Below are 25,393 nucleotides of genomic sequence, written 5' to 3' on the forward strand. Positions count from 1 at the left end.
AAATCAACCGGTTAACCTTCAGTCAGCAGAGGTAAGTCTTAAGGGCAGAGCAGGAAATTTATGGAGGAACTGCAATGGTTCCAACTAATAAAAAAGGATGGAGAATACATGAAAATGAGCAAGTTCTCACTATTATCGCTGCTTACCATACTGCTTTTGGTCCTGCAAGGCTGCAGTTCAGGGACAAGTGCCAATTCAGATGGAAAAAACAGTACAGGCAAGTATCCTGAAAGAGATATCGAAATTGTTGTCGGATGGGGTGCCGGCGGAGGAACCGATACCTTTGCGCGCTCAATCGCCAAAGAAATGAGCGATACACTTGATGTTAATATAAATGTGGTCAATTTACCTGGTGCCTCAGGTGCTAACGCCGGCGACCATACAGCGAGACAGCCTGCGGATGGCTATACTATCTGGGCGATTTCTTCCAACTATCCGATCAATGTTGCCCGAAAAACCACTCCGCATGATTTGAGGCAATATAAAGCGATAGGACGTGTTCAGCAGGATACCATGTCCCTCCAGGTACTTAAAGGAAAAAAGTTCACTGACTATGAAGATTTTATTAAACAGGCTAAGGGGAGCCCAGGCAAAATTTCTGTAGGAGGAACAGGAGCTGTAGGGTTTGATGAATTGGTTCTGCGGCAGTTTGAAGAAAAGGCCGGGATCAAACTTAATTATATTTCCTATGAAGATGCAGGGGAGATGCATGCAGCCTTGTTAGGCGGACATATTGATGGGATGCTTGAAGAAATCGGTCCCAGCATTGCCCAAATTGAAGATAGGTCTGTTGAAATGCTGCTGGCATTTACAGACAAGAAATTAGAAGGCTTTGAAGAGACACCTATTTCTACGGAAAAAGGAATTGACCTGACAGAAGGACAAGAACGCGGATTGCTGGTGCACGCCGATACTCCAGATGAGATTGTTGACGCACTTCAGCAGGCATTAGAGAAAGCAAAAGACAGTGAAGAATATATGAAGTATGAGAAAGACAGTTATCTGCATTTACGTGACGGCTGGCTGAATGGGGAGGACTTTAAAAAGAATCTTGAGAACAAAATAAAAACATACGAATCGATTGTAGAGGGCCTTTAAGCAGAAACAAGTCATCGGGAGAACGCATTTTCCCGATGACTTTTAAAAAGTCAGGGGGGTAAAATATGACTTTAGAACGCAACCTTTCAATAATAATGATTGTTTTTTCATCTTTTTTTCTGGTGATGTCCTTACAAATTGAAAATAGGACAGGAAACTTTATTGCACCTGGAGCCTGGCCTGCAGCCCTAATGCTTTTAATGCTCATCTTGTCTGTTTTCTTATTGATTAGGACGTTTAAGGTTAAAAATAATCAGAATATACAGAAAAGTGATTCGGAAAATGAAGCTGATGATGAAAAACTTGTTTATCCAAAAAGGTTCTTCCTTATGCTGGTGATTCTTGCCGTCTATACATTCGTTTTGGGTTATGTTGGTTTTATTGTCTCCACTATCTTTGGGGTTTTTGCTTTAGCTATTCTCTTCGGCATGAAAGGCAGGGTGCGTCCGTTTTTAACCGGTGTCCTTTCAACCGCAGGGTCCATTGTACTGTTTCCAATTCTGCTGAACTTGCCTTTCCCAAGGGGAATAGGGATTTTCCAGGTGTTCAGTTTGATGTTTTATTAACGGCCATTCTAATAAAAGAGGTGATTCACATTGGTTGAAGGACTTTTAGGCGGTTTTGGGAATCTTTTCGAACCATTCAATCTGTTCATACTATTGATCGGTGTCCTGCTTGGATTTATAGGAGGCGGCATACCTGGAATCAGCGGAACCATGCTCGTTATTATCCTCCTGCCGGTCAGCTATGCAATGGACCCGACTGCGGCCTTTTTGCTGCTGACTTCCATCTATGCTACTTCGGTATTTTCCGGTTCTATCAGCGCTATTTTATTCCGGACTCCCGGGACACCCGAAGCTGTGGCTACCATATTTGACGGATACCCTATGGCTAAAAAAGGCGAAGGGGGGAAAGCACTCGGCATCTCCATATTCAGCTCTGCCACTGGAGGTGTATTTGGTACGATTGTCTTGATTTTTCTAACACCTCTTCTTGCATCATTTGCTCTTAAGTTTTCTTCTCCTGAATACTTTGCTCTGGCACTGATGGGGCTTACCGTAGTAGCTTCCCTAAGTGCCGGAAATCTTGTGAAAGGATTCATTGGCGTTTCATTTGGTTTGTTCATTGCAACGATTGGAATCGATACGATGACTGGGGTCCCCCGATTTACTTTCGGTTCTGGCCAATTAATGTCAGGAATTGATTTCATTCCTGTCCTGATTGGATTATTCGCCATTTCTGAAGTGCTGCGGCGAGTGCAGCAGGTCCATAAAGTCAATTCAAAGCAAAAGGTCAGATCTGAACTCCCTAACTGGAATATTATGAAACGGATATCCGGTGTCATTGGGCGTTCATCAATATTAGGTGTTTTTATCGGCATTTTGCCGGGAATTGGGGCAACGACTGCTGCCATGCTGAGCTATAGTGAAGCAGCCCGCTGGTCTAAAAATTCCAAAGATTTCGGAACTGGCATACCAGAGGGGATTGCTGCCCCTGAATCAGCCAATAATGCAGCAGCTATGGGAGCTATGGTTCCATTGCTGTCTCTTGGAATTCCCGGGAGTGCTACAACCGCCATCTTACTGGGGGCCTTTATTCTTCACGGAATACAGCCAGGTCCACTCATGTTTTCAACACAGGGATCTTTGATTTATACCATTTTAATGGGTCTTCTTGTTGCTAATCTATTAATCATTGTCATTGCAAAACCGTTTATTTCTGTGTTCTCCAAGATTCTTCAGGTTCCGTATACAGTGATAGGGCCATTAATCGTGCTGTTTTGTATAGTGGGAACCTTTGCTGTTCGAAACTCCATCTTTGATGTTGGCATGATGCTTCTGTTCGGCATTATTGGCTACTACCTGGAAAATGCTAAATTCCCTTTGGCTCCGATTGTTTTAGGAGTGGTACTTGGCCCAATTGCCGAAGATCAATTTAGAAGAGCGATGCAAATGTCCAATAATGATATATCCATCTTCTTTACCAGGCCTATCGCGTTAACATTTATCATCCTATCAATCATCAGTATATTGTATCCGCTTCTAAATAAATGGGTTAAGAACAGGAAAAACCGTTTAAATGATTCAGGCAATACAATCGCCTCATAAAAAAGAATAGGAGCTGTTTTGAATGATCTATGAATTTGAAGGCATGAAACCTGCTGTCCATGAATCTGTATACTTGGCCCCAAATACGTATGTGATCGGGAATGTTAAGCTGGAAGCTGATGTATCCATATGGTTTAATACTGTGCTAAGAGGGGACAATGACTCTATTAAAATCGGAAGGGGTACAAATGTTCAGGAAGGAACCATGATTCATGTGGATGAAGGGTATCCCGTCAGCATAGGAAAAAACGTAACCATTGGACATAACTGTGTTATTCATGGCTGCACAATCGAAGATGGAGCTCTTATAGGCATGGGAGCGATTGTCTTAAACGGAGCACATATCAAAGAAGGGGCCGTTGTCGCCGCTGGTGCCGTTGTAGGAGAACATAAAGTAATCGAAAATCATACCCTTGCTGCAGGTGTTCCTGCAAAGCCTCTAAAACCAGTGAATGAGGAATTAAAAGGACGTATCCTGGAAGGGGCAAAATTCTATCAGAAAAACGGGGTAAAATTTCGCCGCAATGGAATCGTTTCCGAGCTAACCAGTTCCTTTTAGACGGAAGATTAGCCTAAATCTGAAAATGATGAGCTGATACACAGGATTTCCTGTATCCTTTATGGAAATCAATTTATAGTGTCTTTCAGCTCTCTTTTTATTTTATTCTATAAAGTTCGCATTATTTTTAAGATAGGAGGATCATGATGAGCCATACACAATGCAGCAGTGTCATTTCTCTCGAGCAAATCAGCTGGAAAAGAAACGGAAAGAACATTCTTGATCATGTATCCTGGGAGGTGCAGAAAGGAGAGCATTGGGCACTCCTTGGATTAAACGGATCTGGAAAAACCACCATCCTGAATATGATTACCGGCTATAAATGGCCTAACGGCGGAAGTGTTTCAGTACTGGGCAATGTTTTCGGAAAAACCAATATCCCGGAACTAAGAAGATCCATTGGTTGGGTCAGCACATCGCTGGATGACAAATTTCAGTTCCGTCCGGCTGATACGGCACTTGAGATTGTATTAAGCGGTAAATTTGCGTCTATTGGGCTGTATGAGGAGATTACGCAGCAAGATTTAGAACAGGCAAAAGAATTAATGAAGCAATTTGGCATCAGCCATGTTGAAAACCAGACGCTTACCTCACTTTCTCAAGGAGAGAAACGAAAGGCAATGATTGCGAGAGCGATGATGTCTTCCCCCCGTTTATTAATATTGGATGAACCATGTAATGGCCTTGACATCTATTCCAAAGAAGAATTGCTGTCCTCTATAGAGAAGATGATGTCCATTCCAGATGGTCCCACCGTCATTTATGTGACTCATCATATTGAAGAAATCGTTCCATCCATTTCCCATGTAATGCTCCTGAAATCAGGCAAAGTTGTGGCGCAGGGTGAGAAACATACTGTCGTGACAGAGCGGAAACTGGAGGAAACATTCCGTGTTCCTTTATCAGTAGAGTGGGAAAACGGCCGTGCCTGGATTCGTGTTAAATCTTCACAGCCCGTTATAAGCGGAGGCAAGCAGCTAATGTAAGGAGGAATGGTACCTTGGAAATTAAATTGGCATATGGGAAAGAAGGACTTCTGGTCAATCTTCCCGATCATACAGAAGTAATTGAACCTGTCCATATTCCCGGCTTGGATGACGAAAAACAAAAAGCAGTTAAAGCCATGAGAAATCCCATTGGGACAAAGCCATTAAAAGAAATGGTAAAAAGCACGGATACGGTTTCAATTGTCATTAGCGATATGACAAGACCCACACCAAATTATAAGCTGGTTCCGTGGATAATGGAAGAATTAAGCCATGTCCCGGCTGACCAATTTATCATCATTAATGGCACAGGCAGTCACCGTGACAATACAAGAGAAGAGCTTATTCAAATGCTTGGGGAGGACATTGTGAAACGTGTGCGGGTCATTAATAATAATGCATTCGATCGGACCACACAGACCTACCTGGGCACAACCTCATACGGGGGTGAGGTTTACTTTAATAGTGAATATTGCCAAAGTGATTTTAAAATTGTTACAGGCTTTATTGAACCGCACTTTTTTGCTGGGTTCAGCGGGGGGCCAAAGGGTATAATGCCTGGCATTGCCGGGATTGATACCATTATGCATTTTCATAATGCCAGAATGATCGGAGATAAAGACAGTACCTGGGGTAAAATTGAAGGCAACCCGGTTCAAGGGGAAGCAACAGAAGCAGCCCTTATGGCCAAACCGGATTTTATGCTGAATGTAACGCTGAACGGAGATAAAGAGATTACCAACTTTTTTGCAGGCGATGTTATTTTGGCTCATAGAACGGGATGTGAATATGTCAAAGAACATTCAATGGTGGCATGCGAAGAGCCATTCGATATTGTGATTACAAGCAATAGCGGGTATCCTTTGGACCAGAATTTATATCAGGCTGTTAAAGGGATGAGCGCTGCACAAAAAATTGTAAAAAAGGGCGGCGCCATTATCTGCGCTTCCGAATGCAGCGACGGCCTGCCAAACCACGGAAATTACGCGGAAATTCTAAAAATGAAAGCAACTCCGCAAGAAATATTAGACATGATCGAGGATCCGGCCTTTTCAATTTTTGACCAATGGCAAGTTCAAAAACAGGCCATTATTCAAGTGTGGGCTGATGTGTATGTATATTCAAGCCTATCAAATGAAGATATTAAGAATGCTATGTTCCTCCCGTCTTCCTCTATTGAAAAAACAGTGAAAGAACTGCAGCAAAAGCATGGAAAAGATTTAAGGATTGCGGTTATGCCGCTTGGGCCCTTAACCATTCCATACATTAAGGAATCTGTTAAAAGCTGAATATGAGAAACCAATCACAAAAAATTTTGGATTCGTTCAATTTATCCTATGATGAAAAGGAATGATAGTTAAGGCTGGGAAAATCCTTGCAATTTCTTTCATTTTCATTAAGAATGAGAGAATAATGATCCCATAGGAGATATTGGAGGAATAGAATTGGTTCGTTTCGGTATAGTAGGCACAAATTGGATTACAGAAAGATTTTTAAAAGCGGCATTGCAGGCTGAAGATTTCCAACTCTCAGCTGTATATTCCCGCACGGATGAAAAAGTAAAAGAATTTGCAGGCAAATATGGAGTAGAGAAGACTTTTACTGATCTGCAGACTATGGCTGCAAGCGGAGAAATTGATGCTGTTTATATTGCAAGTCCGAATTCCCTGCATGCAGAGCAGGCAACTATTTTTATGAATAACCATGTTCATGTTCTATGCGAAAAGCCAATCGCTTCAAATGCAAAGGAACTGCAGAAGATGATCAACGCTGCAAAAGAAAATAAGGTTCTGCTCATGGAAGCACTTAAATCTACCTTAATGCCTAATTTCTTGGCGGTAAAAGAAAACCTATCTAAAATCGGACAGGTTCGCAGGTATTTTGCAAACTATTGCCAGTACTCTTCCAGGTATGATGCCTACAGGGAGGGAACAGTGCTGAATGCATTCAAACCCGAATTTTCGAATGGTTCATTAATGGACATCGGTATTTACTGCATTTATCCCCTTGTGGCTTTATTCGGTAAACCGGAGGAAATTAAAGCTGCCGGCTTTAAATTGGAGTCCGGGGTCGATGGGGAAGGAAGCATGGTTCTTAAATACCCTGATATGGATGCAGTGATCATGTTCAGTAAAATAACCGACTCAAGTCTCCCTTCCGAAATACAAGGAGAAGACGGAAATCTCGTTATAGACAGAATAAGCAATCCTGAAAAAGTGGAACTGCATTATCGGAACGGAGAGAGGGAGGACCTCACCCGGGATCAATTAAGCGATACCATGTATTACGAAGCAGTAGAATTCATAAATCTGATTCAGTCCGGCAAAACCGAATCAGAAGTGAACTCGTTTGCAAACTCCATAGCAACGATGGAAATTCTGGATGAAGCACGCAGGCAAATCGGTGTGATTTATCCAGCTGACCAGAAATAATCGAAAGGACCGAACAATTGCTGTTCGGTCCTTTTTAGTTCTATTGACACTTTATAGTATAGATATTTTTTGTCATTATCACTCAATTGGTAAAATTGGAGTAATTTTACAAGAGTTAAAGCTTTTAAACTACTCTATTAGTACTTATTTCGCTACACGAAATTTGTCTAAAGAATAGGTAGCATACTCTATTAACTCACTATAGCTTCTCTACTAGAATTAATAGTGTAAGTTAATCTATCAATTCTGGGGGAATGAATTTCATGACATTAAAGAAAAAAGTTCTATCAGTATCACTGACAGGTTTAATGGCGTTGGGTGCTGTTACAGCAGTGGGCATGCCTGCAGGTGCAGTAGGAAATGGGCCGGGCACAGGAAACGGGTCCATCCAGACTTCTATACTGCATACATATGCCAGTTTAACAGATTATTTGAAAACACAGGATGCCAAGCAGGAAGCCATGCAGCTTGAAGTTATCGGCCAGACGGTTAAAGGCCGTGATATTCATATGGCAAAATACATATCCAACCCTGAAAATCCAACTATTCTCTTTCTGACTCAGCAGCACGGAAATGAGCAGCTGACAACGGAAGGAGCCTTGGAGTTTATCAAACACCTTGGCACCGGGAAATCAAGCGGAGTCCTAAAAGATGTCAATATTCTCGTCATCCCAATGCTTAACGCAGATGGAGCCATGGGGGATGTGGACTTCTCACTTGACGATTACCTTGCCGATGGCGACCGCCATTTAACCCGCTATAATGCCAATCGTGTGGATTTGAATCGGGAACATGATAAAGAACCAAGCGAAATGGAGCCTGAAGCGCGTGCTCTACATGAAAATGTGTTCCAGAAATATAATATCGATTACATGATCGATCTTCACCATCAGGGCACTTTAAGTGAAACGGAAGGAAAGCTTGTATCCGGAAGCATTCTTTATCCGACCAACAGCAATGTAAAGCCGGAGGTTCTTGAAAAATCTAAAAAGCTTGGATCTGTTGTGTTTAACACGCTTCACAATACAGGCTGGGGCCACATTGGCAAATATGTCGGCGGCACAGGTGAAAACATTGGCCGAAACGGCGCTGCAGTCCGCTACGACATTTCCACCCTTCTTTTTGAAATGCGCGGAATGTCCGACCACAACTACGAGCCATACGCCCTTGGACAAAAGAGCAACGGCTACCTCATCAAGCAGACAATTAACACACTGGATGCGACAGTAAGAGCAATTGCAGACGGATCAATCAATTCTGCTGACATCAGCTTCTGGGATACCCTGCCTGAGCAGACAACAAGGCAAAACGGAGAAAGTGACGAATAGAATTTCTGCATCCCCGGTTATCATGCCGGGGGTGTTTTTTGTTGGGAAAACAGCTATGTGTTGAAGACCTGGTTGTCCTCTTCTGGGCAAGGTAATGGCAACCAGTGATGACCTTAAGCATTTTACACCATATATTTTGAAAAAGAGAAATAAGATGCCTCAAAGAGCAGGATAGATGTCTCTGTTTCAGCAAAAGGGAATATAAGCAGCTTCCACCCGTCAGATTAACTTGACGTTACCGCCAAAAATCAAAACAAGCTGCACCACTCCCAACCAAACCTCACATTAAAAGCAAAAACCTTGGATCCAGCATAATCTTCAATAACAAAACACAAACCCATAGGCTAATTTAACGTAAATTAAGACAAACAAGATCTGGTACTTTACTAACGGTTTTCCGTGAAGAAAAGCCCATTTATAAGATTTTTATAATTTTCTTTTAATAAGTTGTTGACAATTCCTATGGGTATGGTAGGATTAATCTCAACATCACAAAAAAAACCAAAAAACGTATCCTTTCCTTAACAAAAAAAAGGAGGCGAGCCTCACTGAAACAGGCTGACTGGGAAGAGTTATCTGCTCATTTAAAGCAGATGCTTCAGAACATTAAATTCGGATCGATTACGCTGGTCGTCCAGGATGGCAAGGTTATACAACTTGAGAAGAACGAAAAGGTTCGTCTTCAATCAAATAAGCGCGCTGACTAGAAAAACTAGAGGCGGTCTTTTCAACTGAAGGATTTTCTTCAGTCGGGAAGACGGCCTTTTTTGATTGAATAAGAACACACAGGAACATGAAAGGAGTACTGCAAGATGAGCACTGCAGTAACATATGAAAATTGGAATCAATTATCTGATGCATTCCCAATTGACAATAAATTAAAAGGCGCATCCACTGTATTGAAATGGGCTTATGAACATTATCCTGAAGATAAAATTGTTTATGCGTCGAGCTTTGGGGCAGAAGCCATTGTCCTAATTGACCTTATTCAGCAAATTAAGCCTGATGCCCATATTGTCTTTTTAGACACAGGGCTTCATTTTCCGGAAACCTATGAAGTGATTGATAAAATAGAAGCCCGTTTTCCGACTCTAAGGATTGAACGGAAGGAACCGAAGCTGACACTCGATCAGCAGGCTGCAGAGTTCGGTACTGCCCTTTGGAAAAGGGAGCCGAATTCATGCTGCCAGATCCGCAAAGTGATTCCTTTAAGAGAAGCGCTGACACCAAAGCAGGCTTGGATTTCCGGCCTTCGCCGCGAGCAGTCACCGACAAGAGCGAACACGCAGTTCCTGAACAGGGATGAAAAATTCAAAAATATTAAAATCTGCCCGCTGATTCACTGGACATGGGATGAAGTTTGGGCCTATATCAAGGAAAAAGACCTGCCGTACAACTCTTTGCATGACCATGGCTATCCAAGCATCGGCTGCTTTCCTTGTACACAGGCAGTCGGTGAAAATGGCGATTCCCGTGCGGGCCGGTGGTCAGGCACAGGCAAAACTGAATGCGGCCTCCATACGAGCTAAAAGGGGGATGATACCATGCTTACGATTATAGCGGTCACAGTCGGTTTATTTTTCGCCATGAATATCGGGGCAAGCGGAGCAGCAGCATCCATGGGAATTGCGTATGGCTCAGGTGTCCTGAAAAACCGCATGATAGCTCTCATGCTTTGCGGGATGGCCGTTTTCTTCGGGGCATGGCTTGGCGGAGGAGAAGTGGTAAAAACAATGGGCAGCGGTATTGTCCCTAAAGAGACTTTCACAGTTGCCATCGCGCTGATTGTGATTGCATCTGCGGCCCTTTCACTGTTTCTGGCAAATGTATTCGGCATCCCGCTGTCCACCAGTGAGGTGACGGTCGGCTCTGTTGTTGGTGCCGGCATCGTCTACCAATCCGTATTTGCCGGAAAGCTTGTCTGGATCGTCATGTTCTGGCTGATAACACCGTTTGCCGCTTTTTTAATTGCCATAGCGGCGGCCGCATTATTAAAGAGAAATTTTGTACAGAAACTGATTAAAAAGCCCAAGGCTGCTCCAATTTTAGCCTTACTAGTCGTTTTTATGGGCGTGTTTGAAGCTTTCTCTGCTGGCATGAACAATGTCGCAAATGCAGTTGGGCCACTTGTTGGTGCCGGCATTATGAGCACAGGCAGCGGGATTTTCTGGGGCGGCTTGTTTGTCGCTTTAGGAGCAGTTCTCTTGGGAAAAAAAGTCCTCGAGACAAATGGCAAAAAGATTACCAAAATCCGTCTTGAAGAAGGCTGCGTCATCTCAGGGACTGGAGCAGGTATTGTTACAATCGCTTCCGTCTTTGGAATCCCTGTCCCTTTAACGCAAATTACCACATCGTCCATTATCGGCATCGGATTTGTAAAGCAGGGACGTTCAGTCTTCAAGAAGGATATTGTCGTACAGCTATTGGTCGTATGGGTAGTTTCACCAGTTTTATCGATGGTCCTATCCTATACGCTCATCCAGCTGCTCATTGAACATAATGTATATCCGGTGATTGCAATGGCCGGTGTCCTTATCTCCGTTTTTGGAGTGAAATTCTTAATGAATCAGGCACCAGCCAATGTGAGCCCAATAACTGAAAAAAAGTAAAAATGAAAAAGAAAGGTTGATGTAAAATGGCTCTGCCGAAACCTCATGGAGGAAAATTAATTCAAAACTATAATCCCAATTATGACCTGACAGGAATTGAAAAAGAAATTTTAATAGACGCCATCGCATTGAGTGATCTGGAACTTATCGGTGTTGGCTTATTCAGCCCTCTTACTGGTTTCATCGGAAAAGCAGACTATGAATCTGTTGTTGAAAAAATGAGACTCGCAGACGGAACGGTTTGGTCCATTCCGGTTACACTTCCGGTATCAGCGGAAAAAGCAAAAGAGCTTGCAGCCGGTGAAAAATTTAAGCTGGTTCACGAAGGCGAAGTATATGGAGTCATCGCTGTATCAGAATGGTATGAGCCGGACCTTAGCAAAGAAGCGCGTGAAGTTTATAAAACGGAGGAGCTGGCGCACCCAGGCGTAAAAAGACTTTTTGAACGCGGTCCAGTTTATGTTGCCGGCGAGGTTACACTGATTAAAAAACCTGGTAAAGGTGTTGCAGAAGATGTTTGGTTTGAGCCAAAAGATACACGGGCGCTGTTTGAAGAAAAAGGCTGGAAAACAGTTGTTGGCTTCCAGACAAGGAATCCTGTGCACCGGGCACACGAGTACATCCAGAAAGCAGCTTTGGAAACGGTGGATGGATTGTTCTTGAACCCGCTTGTGGGTGAAACAAAGTCAGATGATATCCCTGCAGACGTCCGACTTAGAAGCTACCGGGTTCTGCTTGAAAATTACTACCCAAAAGAGCGCACACAGCTTGCTGTTTATCCAGCAGCCATGAGATATGCGGGACCGCGTGAGGCGATCTTCCATGCCATAGCAAGGAAAAACTTCGGCTGCACACACTTCATCGTTGGAAGAGATCATGCCGGTGTCGGCAATTATTATGGCACATACGATGCACAGCATATTTTCAGCAACTTTACAGAAGAAGAGCTTGGCATCAAGCCGCTGTTCTTTGAGCACAGCTTTTACTGCAATAAGTGCGAAGGCATGGCATCTGATAAAACCTGCCCGCACAGCAAGGAAGACCGCGTCATTCTATCCGGCACCAAAGTAAGAGAAATGCTCCGCAACGGGGAGCTGCCGCCTTCCACCTTCAGCCGCAAAGAGGTAGTCGAAGTGTTAATTGAAGGCATGAGAGAAAAAGAAACGGTATAAGGGGCGGTTAAAATGACTAAAGCGACAAACATCACCTGGCATGAAGCTGCAATTACAAAAGAAGACAGACGGGCACAGAACGGCCATGGAAGTGTGGTCCTCTGGTTTACCGGGCTTTCAGGCTCAGGTAAATCAACGATTGCGAATGCTGTATCCCACGAACTGTTTCGCCAGGGCATCAATGAATATGTTCTGGATGGGGACAATGTCAGACACGGCTTAAATAAAGATCTAGGTTTTTCAGAAGCCGACAGAAATGAAAATATCAGACGCATTGGGGAAGTGGCAAAGCTGTTTGTGGACAGCGGCAAGATTGTTACAACTGCTTTTATCTCTCCATTCCGGTCAGACAGGGAAACAGTCAGGGCGCTGTTTGAAGAGGGAGAATTTATTGAAGTTTTCATCGACTGTCCGCTCGAAGAATGCGAACGGCGGGATCCAAAGCAGTTATATGCCAAGGCCAGGCGCGGAGAAATTAAGGACTTTACAGGAATTGATTCCCCATATGAAGCACCGGAACAGCCTGAAATTACGGTACGATCTGATCAGTACACAGTAGAAGAAGCAGTCGGGCAAATATTAACACATTTGCGTGAAAAGAATATCTTATAAAGTGAAACTTCAATCAGTGGTGTTTTTCCCGCTGATTGATAGATGAACCAATCTGGCCTTTACGGGCAGTTAGACCCCACTTATCCTCAATTGATTCCTCTGAGTCTTGAAGTGGGGATCTTACTGCCCGTTAAACTGCGATAAAAACGGGAGTCTCTTTCTATAGGAGACTCCTTTTCTGAAAAAACAATTCCTACTATTTCACCCCGAAAAATGGTATTATAGAAAACAATTAGATTATTTGCTTAGGAAAAGCATTAATGTGCATATATTATAAGACATTACAGAAAGGGCGGGCATGAGAATGACGGGAAAAGTTTATTTGGTAGGTGCCGGACCGGGAGACCCGGACCTGATGACTGTTAAGGGAATGCGATGCCTGCAGGAGGCGGATGTTGTTCTGTATGATCGCCTTGTAAACCGTGAACTATTAAACTATGCGAAAAAAGAAGCCCAGCTTGTGTATTGCGGCAAGCTCCCCAATCACCACGTCATGAAGCAGGAAACGATTAATCATCTTCTTGTAAAATATGCAAAAAAAGGGCTGCTGGTTTGCCGGCTAAAAGGCGGAGATCCGTTTGTCTTCGGCAGGGGCGGGGAAGAGGCAGAAGAATGTGCCAATCATGATGTGCCATTTGAAATTGTGCCTGGAGTCACTGCAGGAATTGCGGCTTCTGCCTACGCAGGAATACCGGTCACACACCGAACATTGAGTAAAAGTTTTGCCTTTGTCACAGGTCATCAGGCCGGAAACGAAGAGGCCGAGCACCAGTGGGCGCATTTGGCTCATGCTGTAGATACGATTTGCGTATATATGGGTGTATCTCATTTGCCTAATATTATAAATAACCTCATTCAAAACGGAAAATCACCTCAAACGCCGATTGCCCTCGTGCACTGGGGAACACTTTCAGATCAGCGGACCGTTACAGGCACGCTTGCTACGATTGAAAACAAAGTGAAAGAATCAAACATCACGAATCCAAGCATGATCGTTATTGGAGATGTTGTCGCCATGCACCATAAGATTAATTGGTTCGAAGAGGAAATTGTCCCGCATCTGCCTGCTGTCCAAGGGTAGGCTTCGGTTTGATAGAAAAGGAGGGGGCCATATGAAAGCGGTCCTATACATCGGTCATGGCACACGCTCAAAAAAAGGGGCTGCTGAAGCAAACCTTTTTATCGAGAGTGTCATGAAAAAAGTCAACTCACCTATACAAAAGCTCTGCTTCCTTGAATTAACAGAACCGGACATAAAGGCAGGCTTTGAATATTGTGTCCGGGAAGGAGCCTCTGAAATTACCGTTGTGCCATTATTTTTACTTGCCGCCGGGCATATCAAGGAGGATATTCCTGAAGCACTTGGCCCGTTAATAAAAAACAATCCTGGCATCACTGTAAAAATGGCAGATCCGTTTGGAGTACAGGAAAGTATTCTTGATGCCATTTCAGAGCTGGTTACAGCAGAAGCGCAGCCAATCAGCGTGGATGATTCTATTTTAATCGTGGGAAGAGGCAGCAGCGACTCTTCCATCCTCCAAGCCTTTAAATCTATTAAAAACGGAATCAGCCAGCGCCTTGGCGTGAAAAATGTGCAGGTCTGCTATTTGGCTGCAGCTGCTCCGTCCTTTCAGAATGGTCTTGATTCCATATGCCAGCAGGCAAGCGGCAAAGTCATTGTTATTCCTTATTTATTATTCTCAGGGCTTCTGCTAAGTGAGGTAATTAGAGAGGTAAATAAGAAAGGTAAGGCCGGCTGCTCCATGATTCTGACTGATACACTGGGAAAACATGAGGTGATCCATAATCTGGTCGCTGAAAAAGCAAATGGAGAGGTGAATGTAAATGCAGCCGTTATTCATTGATTTAACAGGCAAAAAAGTCGTCATTGCCGGCGGCGGCAGAATTGCGTTTCGAAAAGCGAGAACACTTGAAGGTGAACGAGCCCATATCACATTTGTTTCTCTTGATTTTTCAGATGACCTCATTCATTTCGCTCAAGAAAAAGGATATGACCTCATTCAGCGAGAAGCGCAGCCTGCTGATTTTAAGGATGCTTTTTTATCCATACTGGCCACCAATGACCGTGAAGCAAACCATGCATTGGCTCAATCGCTGGATTCAGGGCAGCTTGTCTGTGTTGTCGATGAAGCTGATGAAGGAAATGTGGTTTTTCCGGCAGCTGTAAGGCGCGGTCCGCTGCAGATTGCCATCACCTCCAATGGCGCGAGCCCGAAGCTGACCCGGATGCTAAAAAAACAGCTTGACGAACAATTTGATGAAAGCTGGACCGCATATTCAGAATTTCTGGGAAAATGCCGCGATCAAATAAAAAAGCTTTCTATCCCTCCTTCAGAAAAAAACGGGCTGCTTGCAGAACTTCTGGATGACCGCTTCCGCCTTTCAAAGGATGAGAGAGCGCGCAAATGGTCATATCTGCAATCCTTATCATAAACAACCGTGTAATTCACACACGGTTGTTTTATTTAGTTTATTGTGCAAATTCACTATGGTACATTGTAAGTAATGAATCAGGAAGGCGGCGTGAATGGTGCATTTTTTATCCTATGAACTCGCTCAGGAAATAGTGGAGCGCACGATGAAAATTCTTAATAAAAACATTAATGTTATGAATGAAGAAGGCATTATTATCGGATCTGGTGAAAAGGAAAGGATCAATCAGGTTCATGACGGCGCTCTGCTGGTCCTGAAGAAAGGCGAAAGCGTGGAAATTGATGAAAAAAATGCTTCCGGACTAAAAGGAGCTAAACCCGGGATCAATCTGCCCATCCAGTTTAACAATCAAATTATCGGTGTAGTCGGCATCACGGGGGAACCGGAGCAAATCCGGAATTATGCGGAACTGGTTAAAATGGCAGCTGAACTCGTTTTGGAACAGTCCTTTTTAATGGAAAGAGTACAGTGGAAGCAGCGTCTTCAGGGCGAAATTGTAAACCTGCTTATTTCTGAAGAGTCCATAAATGAATCCTGGTTAGAGGAAAGGGCCGGATTTTTGGGATATGAACTTAATATCCCGCGTACAGCCATTGTGCTGAAGCTGCCGGAAGAACTGGGGAACGACTATCAAAAGCTAATCAATACGATCCATTTTGAGTTGGGAAACCAGGATTTAACAGGGGTAACGTTCAACAATGAAATCGTAATTTTAAAAGCAGGGGGGCGCTCTGAACTGATCTCCTCTATAAAGAGGATTGTCAGCCTATCAAAAAGGAAAGCGGTTATTGGAATTGGGAGCACTTCTGAAAAATCAAACGGATTGAAAACATCTTTTCGGCACGCACGGCAGCTTACCCTAATTGGACCGGATATTCAGCCTGGCGCAGACTATTACAGTTATGATCAGTACTGGCTCGAAGCTGAAATATCCATGCTATCTTTAAAGGAAACGGACACCCTGTCCTTCTATGACCGGCTCAGGAAACAGGACAAAAAGGGTGAAATGGCTCAAACACTGGATGTCTTCATGAAAGAAGGCGGGGATCTTGGCAAAACCGCAGACCGATTATACATCCACCGCAACACCTTAAGATACCGCCTGGATAAGATAACTGAATTAACTGGAAAGGATCCGCGGAATGTAAAGATGATGTTTGAATTATATGTTGCCAAATTAATTAAAAGGCATTAATGATTGTGCAGTTGCACAATCATTATAATATTTTAACCGTTTATTTTCATCAGCATTCCCAATGATTCAGACCGCGCAAACGCTTACAATAGATACATAAGCAAACATCACGGGAGGACTCATAATGGATGTAACTGTAAGCGCTTTAGGAGCTGTAACAGCCTTAGTCATTGCCATACTATTAATCTTGAAAAAAGTTCCGCCCGCGTACGGAATGGTCGCAGGTGCTTTAATAGGCGGCTTAGTCGGCGGAGCAGATATCACGAACACGGTGAATTTAATGATGGAAGGAGCCAAGGATATCATACCGGCGGTGCTCAGAATCCTTGCTGCCGGCATATTAGCCGGTGTCCTGATTGAATCTGGCGCCGCTTCCTCCATTGCCGAAACCATTGTAAAAAAATTCGGAGAGACCCGGGCGCTTCTAGCCTTAGCGGTGGCAACAATGATCCTGACAACTGTCGGTGTATTTGTTGATGTAGCCGTCATCACTGTATCACCGATTGCCCTGGCGATTGCCAAAAGAGCGAAACTGTCCAAAACAGCCATTTTGCTGGCGATGATTGGCGGAGGGAAAGCAGGAAACATCATGTCCCCTAATCCAAATGCCATTGCTGCTTCAGATGCTTTTGGTGTTCCCCTTACATCGGTCATGGCCGCTGGAATCATCCCGGCTATCTTTGGACTGGCAGTCACCTATATCATTGCTAAAAAATTGGTCAATAAAGGTTCTGCAATTTCTGATGGGGAAGTAGAAGTGGACAGCCAGACAAAGCTGCCATTATTTATCACTTCCATGGTCGCGCCACTTGTAACAATCATTTTATTGGCCCTGCGTCCTTTATTGGATATCAGCATTGATCCGATGATCGCACTGCCGGCCGGAGGAATCATCGGGGCTATTGCGATGAAAAAGACGAGGAAAATCAATGAATATGCTATTTCCGGCTTAAATAAAATGTCAGGCGTCGCCATTATGCTTCTTGGGACAGGGACATTGGCTGGAATCATCGCAAACTCAAGCTTAAAAGATGTAATCATTAATGCGTTAACATCTTCAGGTCTGCCAGCATATCTGCTGGCGCCGGTTTCAGGTATTTTCATGTCTGCTGCAACAGCATCCACAACAGCCGGGACCGCCGTCGCAAGCGGTGTCTTCGGCAGCACGATCTTAGGATTGGGCATTTCAGCATTGGCAGGTGCCGCCATGATTCACGCAGGGGCAACCGTACTCGACCATCTGCCGCACGGAAGCTTTTTCCATGCGACCGCAGGAAGTGTGAATATGGACATGAAAGAACGCTTAAAGCTAATGCCATATGAGTCGCTAATTGGTCTCATACTTGCCGTCATTTCAACTTTGATATTTGGGGTTTTTCAGATATTTGGGTAATGCACGAGTGATGTCCGGTAAATGTGGATTTACTGGACATCGCCCGAATACACCTAATCAGGCTAATTGTAATTAAGCTGCGGAACTAAAAGATAGACACCTACCATTAATTGGGCGAAAGAAAACAACCTCCGTCTAAATACAAGATAGATACCTTTTATTGGAAAAAAGCCAAAACAAGCGGCGTCAAAGCTAAAAAAAATACCACTCATCAAAAAAAAGCAAATCAAAATACCGAAATAACAAAAAGGGGAGAGGTCAAGCATGAAAGTCGTCATCGCACCAGATTCATTTAAGGAAAGTTTGTCTGCACTTGAGGCAGCGAATGCCATTGAGCGAGGATTTAAAGCGATTTTTCCAGATGCGCAATACAAAAAACTGCCCATGGCGGATGGCGGAGAGGGAACGGTTCAATCGCTGGCAGATGCAACTGGAGGAAAAATTATAGAGTGTACGGTCACTGGTCCGCTTGGAGAGCCGGCAAAAGCTTTCTTCGGCCTGATGGGGGATGGAAAGACAGCTGTCATTGAGATGGCTGCTGCTTCTGGCTTGCATTTAGTTCCCACAGAAAAACGGAACCCCTTGCTGACTTCAACGAGGGGAACAGGTGAATTAATCGCTGCAGCAATAGATACAGGAGTTCAGCACATCATTATTGGAATTGGGGGCAGTGCAACAAATGATGCTGGAGCTGGGATGATTCAGGCATTAGGGGGAAAGCTTCTTGACAAAACTGGCACCGAAATCGGCCCGGGCGGAGGGTCGCTTGCTGAGCTGTCATCCATTGACATGTCAAACCTCGACTCAAGGCTTCAGGATGTCCATATTGAAGTGGCCTGTGACGTTGATAACCCATTAACTGGTCCAAGAGGTGCTTCCGCTATCTTTGGTCCGCAAAAAGGGGCCACTCCTGAAATGGTTGGGCTGCTGGATCAGAATCTGGGCCACTTTGCAGATGTGGTTGAACACGAACTTGGCAAACCGTTCCGGGATATTGAGGGGGCAGGCGCTGCTGGAGGGGTTGGCGGAACTTTGCTAGCATTCTTGAATACTGATTTAAAAAGAGGAATTGATATCGTCCTTGAAGCGGTTAACTTTGAGGAAGAAGTAAAAGATGCCGACCTTGTCATCACTGGCGAAGGAAGAATTGACAGCCAGACGATTTTTGGGAAAACGCCGATTGGGGTAGCGAAAGCAGCCAAGAAACATGGAATACCTGTCATTGGTCTTGCAGGTTCATTAACTGACGACAGTCATATCGTCCATGAGCATGGAATCGAAGCACTATTCAGTATTGTTCCAGGAGTTATTTCGCTGCCAGATGCCTTTAAGGATGCAGGGGTATATATGGAAAGATCAGCGAGGAACATAGCTGCCATTATAAAAATGAATAGGAGTATTAAATGAGAAGCTGGAAAATGCAGCTTCTTTTTAAGTGAATTATAATAATGTTATGTAAACTAAGTAACCAAAACAAAAAAGGACTGCAAGCAGCCCTTATCCAATCCCAGAAAATAAAATAAACACAAAATAACCAATCATAGTGACCAGCCCAAAAGGAACTCCGAATACGGCCCATTCTTTACTCGTAATCTGCAATTTTCCCGCAGCAATGATATTGGGAATATTCCCTGGGATCAGCATTCCGCCGCTGATCAGGAGTCCAAGCAGAATTGATTCCACTGTAAAATGATCCATCGATGGACTGATTTCAGCAGCGGCAAGCGTTGCGTTGTCCAGTACAGCTGAAATCATATTGATCCAATAGAGCAGAAGCGGATTCATACCAATTAAAAAGTGGTTGATCAGCGGTTCGAAACCGGCACCAAGCATTGTAAGGCCCATGACAAAGAAATAAATCTTCAAAGCTCTGACAAAAATTTCTTCAAAGCTTTCACTAGCAGGCTTCTTGCTAAACGATGCTCTTCCCGAAACAGGCGGCTTAACTGCGATTGCTGCCATTACTCCAAAAAATACGAGGGCAATCAGGATTTGCGGTCCAACTAATTCAATTAGAAAGAAAAAGTTTTCTTTCATTTTACTGATTGCAATGGTGGAAAGTGGTTCGCCAATAGGCGTCAATGCAGCGCCAAGGCCAATCGAAAAGCAGGCGAGTATCGTCAATCTGACTTCAGAAGCCCTGTCCAGCCTTAGGGCACTGATAATTAGCACAAGTACCAGCGCAGCGATTATCGCGGTAATGACACTTGAAACTAATCCAAGGAAAATGACAATCAAAGCTGCAAACATTCGAAACGGCATGCGCCTGCTTACTGAAAGGATGCTTTTTTCCAGATTTGTCTGAAACCATTTAAACAAGAGGCCCGCAATAAACACCGCAAGCGTAATTTTAACTGGCTCCTGTGCCGCTTGTACAAAAAGACCGGCATTCAGGACTCCGCTTGCCAAAGCTGCTGAAAGTCCCATTACAAATAAGAACATCTCCAGGTTTTTTTCCACAAACTCAGAAAGAAAAGGCATGACAAGTACAATAATGAAAATAACCATTAATAAATAAATCATGAATCCTTCTCCATTAGGTTATTTTCCAAGCTGATAAACAAGGAATATTACATGCATATGCGTCCCCTAGGACAAACTTGCCATAAAAAATCCCTGCTAAGAGACCCGCAGGGATTATCTATTAATTATAGTCGTTTAATACAGTTCCAGTCAGATCAAATTCAGGTTCCATATTTTTGATGGCATTTGTGTCATTAGGAGTTGTACCGGCAGTCTGTATTTCTTCAATTACAGGCGGATTAAGCGGGGATAAATTATGCCCTTTTTTTGCTTGATTGTCCAACAAATGAATCAACTCCTTTACAGTATTTGTTATTTACATTCCTATTTTACTGTTATATTCAAACATGTAATTTCTGGAAGTTGTCTTAGGGAGGTATTCTTATTTTTCCCCAAACAATAAATATTATTTACAAAATAACATTTATTGTTTTTAGACTATTCAATCCTTTGAGCGTACACGGTCAGGTATGTTAAGATGTTATTTTATTGAAATTAACATATTCGCTAGGTTACTGGAGAGGAAGTTCAGGTTGGATAAACGCATCTATTTATTGGCAATCATCTCATTTGTTGTTGGAATGGTGGAATTGATTATAGGCGGGCTGCTTGATCTTGTTGCTTTAGATCTTGATGTCGGTCTGGGGCAGGCAGGGCTGTTAATTACCGTATTCTCGCTCGCTTTTGCTATCGCGGCACCTGTTTTGCTTACACTCACAGTGAAAATGGAACGCAGCCGTTTAATGATGATTTCATTAGCTGTATTTTTGGCAGGTAATATTGTGGCTGTATTCAGCCCGTTTTATGGTGTTTTATTAGTCGGCCGGATTTTGTCGGCAGCAAGCGGCTCATTGCTCATTGCGTTATGCATGACAATGGCTTCTTACATCGTTTCAGAAGAATATCGTGCACGTGCGATCGGTATCGTTTTTATGGGAATCAGTGCATCACTTGTACTTGGAGTTCCCATTGGATTAATGCTTGGAAATGCTTTTGGCTGGCGAGCCCCATTCGTGCTGATTTCAGCACTGACACTCTTGTCAATGGCCGGGGTTTACTTCTTTCTGGGAAAGGTTGCTCCAAAGCCAGCTGTGCCGATTGGCGTTCAGCTTAAAACGCTGAAAAGCAGGAAAATAGCCCTGATACAGATAACATCCTTTTTATTAATGACCGGCCACTTGGCTTTTTACGGATACCTGACACCTTTCTTGAAGATGAAGATGGGTCTTGATGGTAACTGGGTCAGTATCGTGTACCTGATTTTCGGGATCGCAGCGGTGATCGGAGGGGGCCTGGGTGGTCACCTGGCAGATCGATTTGGTGCAAAATCAGTCATTCTAACGCTGGTTGCCATGTTTGGAATAACTCTTTTCGCATTGCCTTTTGCCGCTTTTTCCCTTCCGGTTTTCCTTGTCACAGTAGTTATTTGGAGCATGCTCAGCTGGGCGGTCACACCCGCTATACACAGCTACTTAATTGAAGTAACACCTGAAACGTCTGATATTCAGCAGACATTGAACAACTCAGCAGTTCACATGGGAATGGCATTTGGCAGCATGATCGGTGGAATCATGATTGAGACAACCTCCGTTGAATACAATGCAGCTGCAGGAAGTATTTTTATTATCTTGGCTCTTGGTACAGCAGCCCTTTCCATGGCAAAAAAAGTGACAAGGACTGCTGCAGCAGAATAAATTTTGTATATGCCGGCTTCTATGGAGGCGGGCATTTTTTTAGCATTAAATGCCTGACTATTTAAATTATTTTAAAAATAAATCCTCAAAATATATTGATATATCTTCCATTTTTCTAATATAATCAATTTGTCTCTTGATATTACATGATTATAGAGGGGGAAAAAGGAATTAATTATTATGAAATAATAATAAAGGAGTCTATTTCATGAGTCAGCTTAGCTATATTCTTCGTACTTTAATCGTTATTATTCCTGCCGTATTGGTCATCAGCATTGCCGTATGTGTTGGCAATGGGCTTGATGGCCGAGCTTTTTGGACCACCTCTGGATTTATTTTCATTCTTGGTTCGCTGGCGGGAATATTATCCGCATTCATGAATTACCGTAAATTTATAGCACCCATCAGCAAAATTAATAGGTTTATCGAAGAACTTGCAGATGGAAATATGTCTGCGAGACTGGATGAAAAATCAGTGGGGCAGCTTGGTTCTATAGCTTCAGCACTGAATCATACCGCCTCTGCTTGGCAGAAGGTGCTGAATAAAGTGGTTCTGGCTTCAGACGAAGTCACACAATACGCACAGCAGCTTTCATCAGGCGCCCAGCAGACAAATATGGCCACAAACCATATTGCTGAAGTGATTGAGGCGGTTGCAGCTGGTGCCGACAATCAGGTCAAAGGAGTCGGAACAGCTTCCAATGTCATTATGCAGATGTCTGAAACCCTGACACAGGTGGCGGCAAACTCAGAACATGTGACAGACCAAATCAATGATTCTTTGGAAAAAGCCATTCATGGCGATGCATCCATTTCAACAGCAGGCTGCCAAATGAATTCGATTCATGTAAATGTACAGGATTTATCAAGGGTGGTAAAAGGACTTGGCCAGCGTTCACAAGAGATTGGGAAGATTATTGAAGTGATCTCAGGAATTGCCGCTCAAACCAACCTGCTTGCATTAAATGCTGCCATTGAAGCTGCCCGTGCAGGGGAACAGGGCAAAGGCTTTGCTGTGGTAGCGAACGAGGTTAGAAATCTCGCCGAAAAATCGGCGGAATCCACCCTTCAGATCAGCCAGCTGATCTCCAAAATTCAGGAAGAAACCCATCAGGTTGTCCAAACCATGGATACGGTAAACCATGAAGTAACAGAAGGCATGGAAGTCATGAAGGGGGCAGGGGATTCTTTCAAGCAAATCCGTCAGTCTGTCAGCATGGTGACCAATCAAATGCACGAAGTCGCTTCAGCCATTCAGCAAATGTCTGCCGGTTCCCAGCAAATGGTCCAGTCCATGGATGAGATAACCCATGTGGCTAATGAATCTGCCATGGCCACACAAAGTGTACTGGCATCGACTGAAGAACAGGCTGCATCAATGGAGGAAATATCACTATCTGCTGACCGCCTTACGGGCATGGCCGAGGATTTAAAAGGGCTGATCAGCAGGTTTAAAGTATAGAGCTTAGGTTTTAAAAACCTAAACTTTTATTCATCAAACAAAAAAGCCATCCCACAGATGGCTTTCCCCGTAATTAAGCTATTCCCGCTTTCATTAACATCCCATCGAGCGGCCGTTCCATCACTGTTTCCATCCACCTGGCTGTTTCGAGGACGGAAGGAAGATCAGTCCCAGTTTTCACACCCATTTCATGGAACATATTGATCATATCTTCTGTACAAACATTTCCGACTGCTTTAGGTGCGAATGGACATCCGCCAAGTCCGGCAATGGAGGAATCAAAGCGGCGTACACCTGCCTGATATCCAGCCAATACATTTGCCAATCCCAATCCCCGGGTATTATGGAAGTGAAGACCAAGTGAAAGATCTCCTCCAAACGCAGAAAAAAATGAATCTGCAAGCTTCTTAACCTGTATAGGATTCGCCATGCCCGTAGTATCTGCCAGGGTGATCTCTGTACAGCCGGCTTCCATAAATCTCTCTGCTGTTTTCAATACGTTTTCTAATGGAACTTCTCCTTCAAACGGACATCCAAATGAGGTCCCTAATACTCCCGCCACACCTTTGCCGGCAGCGGCGCCTTCTTGTATGACCACACAAAGCTCTTCTACAGCCTGCTCGACAGTCCTTTTTGCATTTCGTAAATTGAATGAATCACTTGTAGTGGTTACAACATGAAGAAAATTCACATCTGTCTTTAGGGCACGTTCCAGCCCGGATCGGCTTAAAACGAGGCCCCCATATCTGACCCCACTTCTTTTAGGCAGTGAGTGCAGGACTTCTTCTGCATCTGCCATCTGGGGAACAACCTTCGGATTGACAAAAGAAACAGCTTCAATATTGCGAATGCCGGAATCAAGTAACTTTGTAATCAATTCAACTTTTGAACTGGTTGAGACCCTTTTGCATTCATTCTGCAACCCATCCCGGGGGCCGACTTCACAAATTTCAATCATTTTCCTTCCTCCTTCAGCAGATGAATATTTTTGATTTGCTCCAAATGCTTTAATACATGATCACGACCCTGGTAGATATGTTCGTGCATTCCAATTCGGGCACGTTCAGGTTCCCGATTTTTAATCGCTTCCAGGATGGTTTTATGTACCTCAAGAGATTGTTTAAGCTGAAAGCTGTTATACCAATAGAAGGACCGGAACACGATCGGAACAACCACAACCTTGGAAATATGGAAATGAATATGCTCATTTTTGGAAGCCGTAACTATGGCTTCATGAAATTTCTGGTTTACTCTAACAATATCTTTCAGACTATCCATATCGGATTCCACATGCTGGCTAATAGCTTCTTCATATAAAATATTGGCTTTTTCCATTTCCACTAGATCACTATCTGTCCGGTGTATGGCAGCCTGACTGGCAGCGTACCCTTCAAGCAGAGTGCGCAGGTCATAGATTTGCCTTATATCATCTTTCGTAAAATGTCTTACGCTGACCCCGCGTTTAAGAGGAATGACCAGACCTTCCGCTTCAAGCTGTCTTATGGCCTCTCTAATGGGAGTGCGGCTAAGTTTCATTTCCTTGGCCAATGACTCTTCAGCAAGACGCATGCCTGGGACAAATTTACCTTCGATAATGGCATCCTTAATAAATTCGTATGCATCCATATCAACACCTCGGCTTTATTGTATACAAACGGGTAAAATATTACAACAAATATTCTGAAAACTTTTGGCTTAATGTATTAAATAAAGGCTTTTCTACTAAATTCAGAAAAATTTTAAAATTCTCATTGACTTATTGTATACA

25 protein-coding genes are annotated in these 25,393 nt (G+C 43.6%); 21 read left to right on the forward strand and 4 right to left on the reverse strand.

Features of this window, described 5'->3' with window-relative positions:
• The first annotated feature begins 60 nt into the window (after window positions 1-60).
• From NSQ49_RS00170 to NSQ49_RS00260, 19 genes are all read left to right on the forward strand, one after another.
• A complete protein-coding gene (locus tag NSQ49_RS00170) occupies window positions 61-1,098 on the forward strand; it encodes a tripartite tricarboxylate transporter substrate binding protein (RefSeq protein ID WP_251282972.1) in 1,038 nt (345 codons plus the stop codon).
• A gap of 65 nt (window positions 1,099-1,163) precedes the next feature.
• On the forward strand, window positions 1,164-1,664 hold the full coding sequence (locus NSQ49_RS00175) for a tripartite tricarboxylate transporter TctB family protein (RefSeq protein ID WP_251282973.1): 501 nt from the start codon (window positions 1,164-1,166) through the stop codon (window positions 1,662-1,664).
• Window positions 1,665-1,694: 30 nt separating this feature from the next.
• The gene (locus tag NSQ49_RS00180; protein WP_159866378.1) at window positions 1,695-3,206 is read left to right on the forward strand and encodes a tripartite tricarboxylate transporter permease; all 1,512 of its coding nucleotides are present in this window, start codon (window positions 1,695-1,697) and stop codon (window positions 3,204-3,206) included.
• A gap of 22 nt (window positions 3,207-3,228) precedes the next feature.
• On the forward strand, window positions 3,229-3,765 hold the full coding sequence (locus tag NSQ49_RS00185) for a gamma carbonic anhydrase family protein (RefSeq protein ID WP_251282974.1): 537 nt from the start codon (window positions 3,229-3,231) through the stop codon (window positions 3,763-3,765).
• A gap of 146 nt (window positions 3,766-3,911) precedes the next feature.
• Window positions 3,912-4,751 (forward strand): ABC transporter ATP-binding protein, encoded by an 840-nt coding sequence (locus NSQ49_RS00190; RefSeq protein ID WP_251282975.1) that lies wholly within the window; start codon window positions 3,912-3,914, stop codon window positions 4,749-4,751.
• Between the two features lie 14 nt (window positions 4,752-4,765).
• On the forward strand, window positions 4,766-6,040 hold the full coding sequence (gene larA, locus NSQ49_RS00195; RefSeq protein ID WP_251282976.1) for a nickel-dependent lactate racemase: 1,275 nt from the start codon (window positions 4,766-4,768) through the stop codon (window positions 6,038-6,040).
• 156 nt (window positions 6,041-6,196) lie between these two features.
• On the forward strand, window positions 6,197-7,183 hold the full coding sequence (locus tag NSQ49_RS00200) for a Gfo/Idh/MocA family protein (protein WP_251282977.1): 987 nt from the start codon (window positions 6,197-6,199) through the stop codon (window positions 7,181-7,183).
• A 263-nt stretch (window positions 7,184-7,446) separates the two neighbouring features.
• Entirely contained in the window at window positions 7,447-8,511 is a 1,065-nt protein-coding gene (locus NSQ49_RS00205; protein ID WP_159866389.1) for a M14 family zinc carboxypeptidase, read from the forward strand.
• Between the two features lie 548 nt (window positions 8,512-9,059).
• Window positions 9,060-9,218, forward strand: a complete 159-nt coding sequence (locus NSQ49_RS00210; protein WP_268891662.1) for a YezD family protein — start codon at window positions 9,060-9,062, stop codon at window positions 9,216-9,218.
• 105 nt (window positions 9,219-9,323) lie between these two features.
• Window positions 9,324-10,040, forward strand: coding sequence for a phosphoadenylyl-sulfate reductase (locus NSQ49_RS00215; protein WP_159866392.1), 717 nt, complete (start codon window positions 9,324-9,326; stop codon window positions 10,038-10,040).
• A 15-nt stretch (window positions 10,041-10,055) separates the two neighbouring features.
• On the forward strand, window positions 10,056-11,120 hold the full coding sequence (locus NSQ49_RS00220) for an inorganic phosphate transporter (protein ID WP_159866395.1): 1,065 nt from the start codon (window positions 10,056-10,058) through the stop codon (window positions 11,118-11,120).
• A 26-nt stretch (window positions 11,121-11,146) separates the two neighbouring features.
• Entirely contained in the window at window positions 11,147-12,292 is a 1,146-nt protein-coding gene (gene sat / locus NSQ49_RS00225) for a sulfate adenylyltransferase (protein ID WP_159866398.1), read from the forward strand.
• Window positions 12,293-12,304: 12 nt separating this feature from the next.
• Window positions 12,305-12,904: an adenylyl-sulfate kinase gene (gene cysC / locus NSQ49_RS00230; protein WP_251282978.1), complete on the forward strand. Its 600-nt coding sequence runs from the start codon at window positions 12,305-12,307 to the stop codon at window positions 12,902-12,904.
• A gap of 304 nt (window positions 12,905-13,208) precedes the next feature.
• Complete coding sequence (cobA, locus tag NSQ49_RS00235) at window positions 13,209-13,985, forward strand: uroporphyrinogen-III C-methyltransferase (protein WP_159866404.1); 777 nt, start codon at window positions 13,209-13,211, stop codon at window positions 13,983-13,985.
• Window positions 13,986-14,016: 31 nt separating this feature from the next.
• Complete coding sequence (locus NSQ49_RS00240) at window positions 14,017-14,769, forward strand: sirohydrochlorin chelatase (RefSeq protein ID WP_251282979.1); 753 nt, start codon at window positions 14,017-14,019, stop codon at window positions 14,767-14,769.
• Window positions 14,750-15,358: a precorrin-2 dehydrogenase/sirohydrochlorin ferrochelatase family protein gene (locus tag NSQ49_RS00245; protein ID WP_159866410.1), complete on the forward strand. Its 609-nt coding sequence runs from the start codon at window positions 14,750-14,752 to the stop codon at window positions 15,356-15,358. The genes NSQ49_RS00240 and NSQ49_RS00245 overlap by 20 nt, the downstream gene beginning before the upstream one ends.
• 94 nt (window positions 15,359-15,452) lie before the next feature.
• On the forward strand, window positions 15,453-16,553 hold the full coding sequence (locus NSQ49_RS00250) for a sugar diacid recognition domain-containing protein (protein WP_251282980.1): 1,101 nt from the start codon (window positions 15,453-15,455) through the stop codon (window positions 16,551-16,553).
• A gap of 124 nt (window positions 16,554-16,677) precedes the next feature.
• Window positions 16,678-17,946 carry a GntP family permease gene (locus NSQ49_RS00255; protein WP_159866413.1) on the forward strand — a complete coding sequence of 423 codons (1,269 nt, stop codon included), beginning with the start codon at window positions 16,678-16,680 and terminating at the stop codon, window positions 17,944-17,946.
• Window positions 17,947-18,210: 264 nt separating this feature from the next.
• A complete protein-coding gene (locus NSQ49_RS00260; protein ID WP_251282981.1) occupies window positions 18,211-19,353 on the forward strand; it encodes a glycerate kinase in 1,143 nt (380 codons plus the stop codon).
• A gap of 90 nt (window positions 19,354-19,443) precedes the next feature.
• Here the strand turns inward: NSQ49_RS00260 and NSQ49_RS00265 are convergent, their stop codons facing one another.
• Both NSQ49_RS00265 and NSQ49_RS00270 read right to left on the reverse strand, forming a co-directional pair.
• A complete protein-coding gene (locus tag NSQ49_RS00265) occupies window positions 19,444-20,469 on the reverse strand; it encodes a DUF1646 family protein (protein ID WP_159866419.1) in 1,026 nt (341 codons plus the stop codon).
• Window positions 20,470-20,590: 121 nt separating this feature from the next.
• Window positions 20,591-20,755, reverse strand: a complete 165-nt coding sequence (locus tag NSQ49_RS00270; RefSeq protein ID WP_201306555.1) for a hypothetical protein — start codon at window positions 20,753-20,755, stop codon at window positions 20,591-20,593.
• A gap of 247 nt (window positions 20,756-21,002) precedes the next feature.
• Between NSQ49_RS00270 and NSQ49_RS00275 the strand changes: the two genes are divergently transcribed.
• Together NSQ49_RS00275 and NSQ49_RS00280 are read left to right on the forward strand one after the other, a co-directional pair.
• Complete coding sequence (locus NSQ49_RS00275; protein ID WP_251282982.1) at window positions 21,003-22,163, forward strand: MFS transporter; 1,161 nt, start codon at window positions 21,003-21,005, stop codon at window positions 22,161-22,163.
• Window positions 22,164-22,371: 208 nt separating this feature from the next.
• The gene (locus NSQ49_RS00280; protein WP_251282983.1) at window positions 22,372-23,625 is read left to right on the forward strand and encodes a methyl-accepting chemotaxis protein; all 1,254 of its coding nucleotides are present in this window, start codon (window positions 22,372-22,374) and stop codon (window positions 23,623-23,625) included.
• Between the two features lie 73 nt (window positions 23,626-23,698).
• Here NSQ49_RS00280 and NSQ49_RS00285 read toward each other — a convergent pair whose 3' ends face one another.
• Together NSQ49_RS00285 and NSQ49_RS00290 are read right to left on the reverse strand one after the other, a co-directional pair.
• Entirely contained in the window at window positions 23,699-24,583 is an 885-nt protein-coding gene (locus NSQ49_RS00285) for a hydroxymethylglutaryl-CoA lyase (protein WP_159866428.1), read from the reverse strand.
• Window positions 24,580-25,251 (reverse strand): GntR family transcriptional regulator, encoded by a 672-nt coding sequence (locus tag NSQ49_RS00290; RefSeq protein ID WP_159866431.1) that lies wholly within the window; start codon window positions 25,249-25,251, stop codon window positions 24,580-24,582. The genes NSQ49_RS00285 and NSQ49_RS00290 overlap by 4 nt, the downstream gene beginning before the upstream one ends.
• Window positions 25,252-25,393: the final 142 nt, after the last annotated feature.

The organism is Cytobacillus sp. FSL R5-0377, assembly GCF_038004385.1.
In the GTDB taxonomy this organism is placed as follows: Bacteria; Bacillota; Bacilli; order Bacillales; family Cytobacillaceae; genus Cytobacillus.

Coding starts and splice junctions, on each gene's coding strand:
- NSQ49_RS00170 (WP_251282972.1), top strand. CDS start 61: ATGGAGGAACTGCAATGGTTCCAACTAATAAAAAAGGATGGAGAATAC.
- NSQ49_RS00175 (WP_251282973.1), top strand. CDS start 1,164: ATGACTTTAGAACGCAACCTTTCAATAATAATGATTGTTTTTTCATCT.
- NSQ49_RS00185 (WP_251282974.1), top strand. CDS start 3,229: ATGATCTATGAATTTGAAGGCATGAAACCTGCTGTCCATGAATCTGTA.
- NSQ49_RS00190 (WP_251282975.1), top strand. CDS start 3,912: ATGAGCCATACACAATGCAGCAGTGTCATTTCTCTCGAGCAAATCAGC.
- NSQ49_RS00205 (WP_159866389.1), top strand. CDS start 7,447: ATGACATTAAAGAAAAAAGTTCTATCAGTATCACTGACAGGTTTAATG.
- NSQ49_RS00215 (WP_159866392.1), top strand. CDS start 9,324: ATGAGCACTGCAGTAACATATGAAAATTGGAATCAATTATCTGATGCA.
- NSQ49_RS00220 (WP_159866395.1), top strand. CDS start 10,056: ATGCTTACGATTATAGCGGTCACAGTCGGTTTATTTTTCGCCATGAAT.
- sat (WP_159866398.1), top strand. CDS start 11,147: ATGGCTCTGCCGAAACCTCATGGAGGAAAATTAATTCAAAACTATAAT.
- cysC (WP_251282978.1), top strand. CDS start 12,305: ATGACTAAAGCGACAAACATCACCTGGCATGAAGCTGCAATTACAAAA.
- cobA (WP_159866404.1), top strand. CDS start 13,209: ATGACGGGAAAAGTTTATTTGGTAGGTGCCGGACCGGGAGACCCGGAC.
- NSQ49_RS00240 (WP_251282979.1), top strand. CDS start 14,017: ATGAAAGCGGTCCTATACATCGGTCATGGCACACGCTCAAAAAAAGGG.
- NSQ49_RS00245 (WP_159866410.1), top strand. CDS start 14,750: ATGCAGCCGTTATTCATTGATTTAACAGGCAAAAAAGTCGTCATTGCC.
- NSQ49_RS00250 (WP_251282980.1), top strand. CDS start 15,453: ATGGTGCATTTTTTATCCTATGAACTCGCTCAGGAAATAGTGGAGCGC.
- NSQ49_RS00255 (WP_159866413.1), top strand. CDS start 16,678: ATGGATGTAACTGTAAGCGCTTTAGGAGCTGTAACAGCCTTAGTCATT.
- NSQ49_RS00260 (WP_251282981.1), top strand. CDS start 18,211: ATGAAAGTCGTCATCGCACCAGATTCATTTAAGGAAAGTTTGTCTGCA.
- NSQ49_RS00265 (WP_159866419.1), bottom strand. CDS start 20,469: ATGATTTATTTATTAATGGTTATTTTCATTATTGTACTTGTCATGCCT.
- NSQ49_RS00280 (WP_251282983.1), top strand. CDS start 22,372: ATGAGTCAGCTTAGCTATATTCTTCGTACTTTAATCGTTATTATTCCT.
- NSQ49_RS00285 (WP_159866428.1), bottom strand. CDS start 24,583: ATGATTGAAATTTGTGAAGTCGGCCCCCGGGATGGGTTGCAGAATGAA.
- NSQ49_RS00290 (WP_159866431.1), bottom strand. CDS start 25,251: ATGGATGCATACGAATTTATTAAGGATGCCATTATCGAAGGTAAATTT.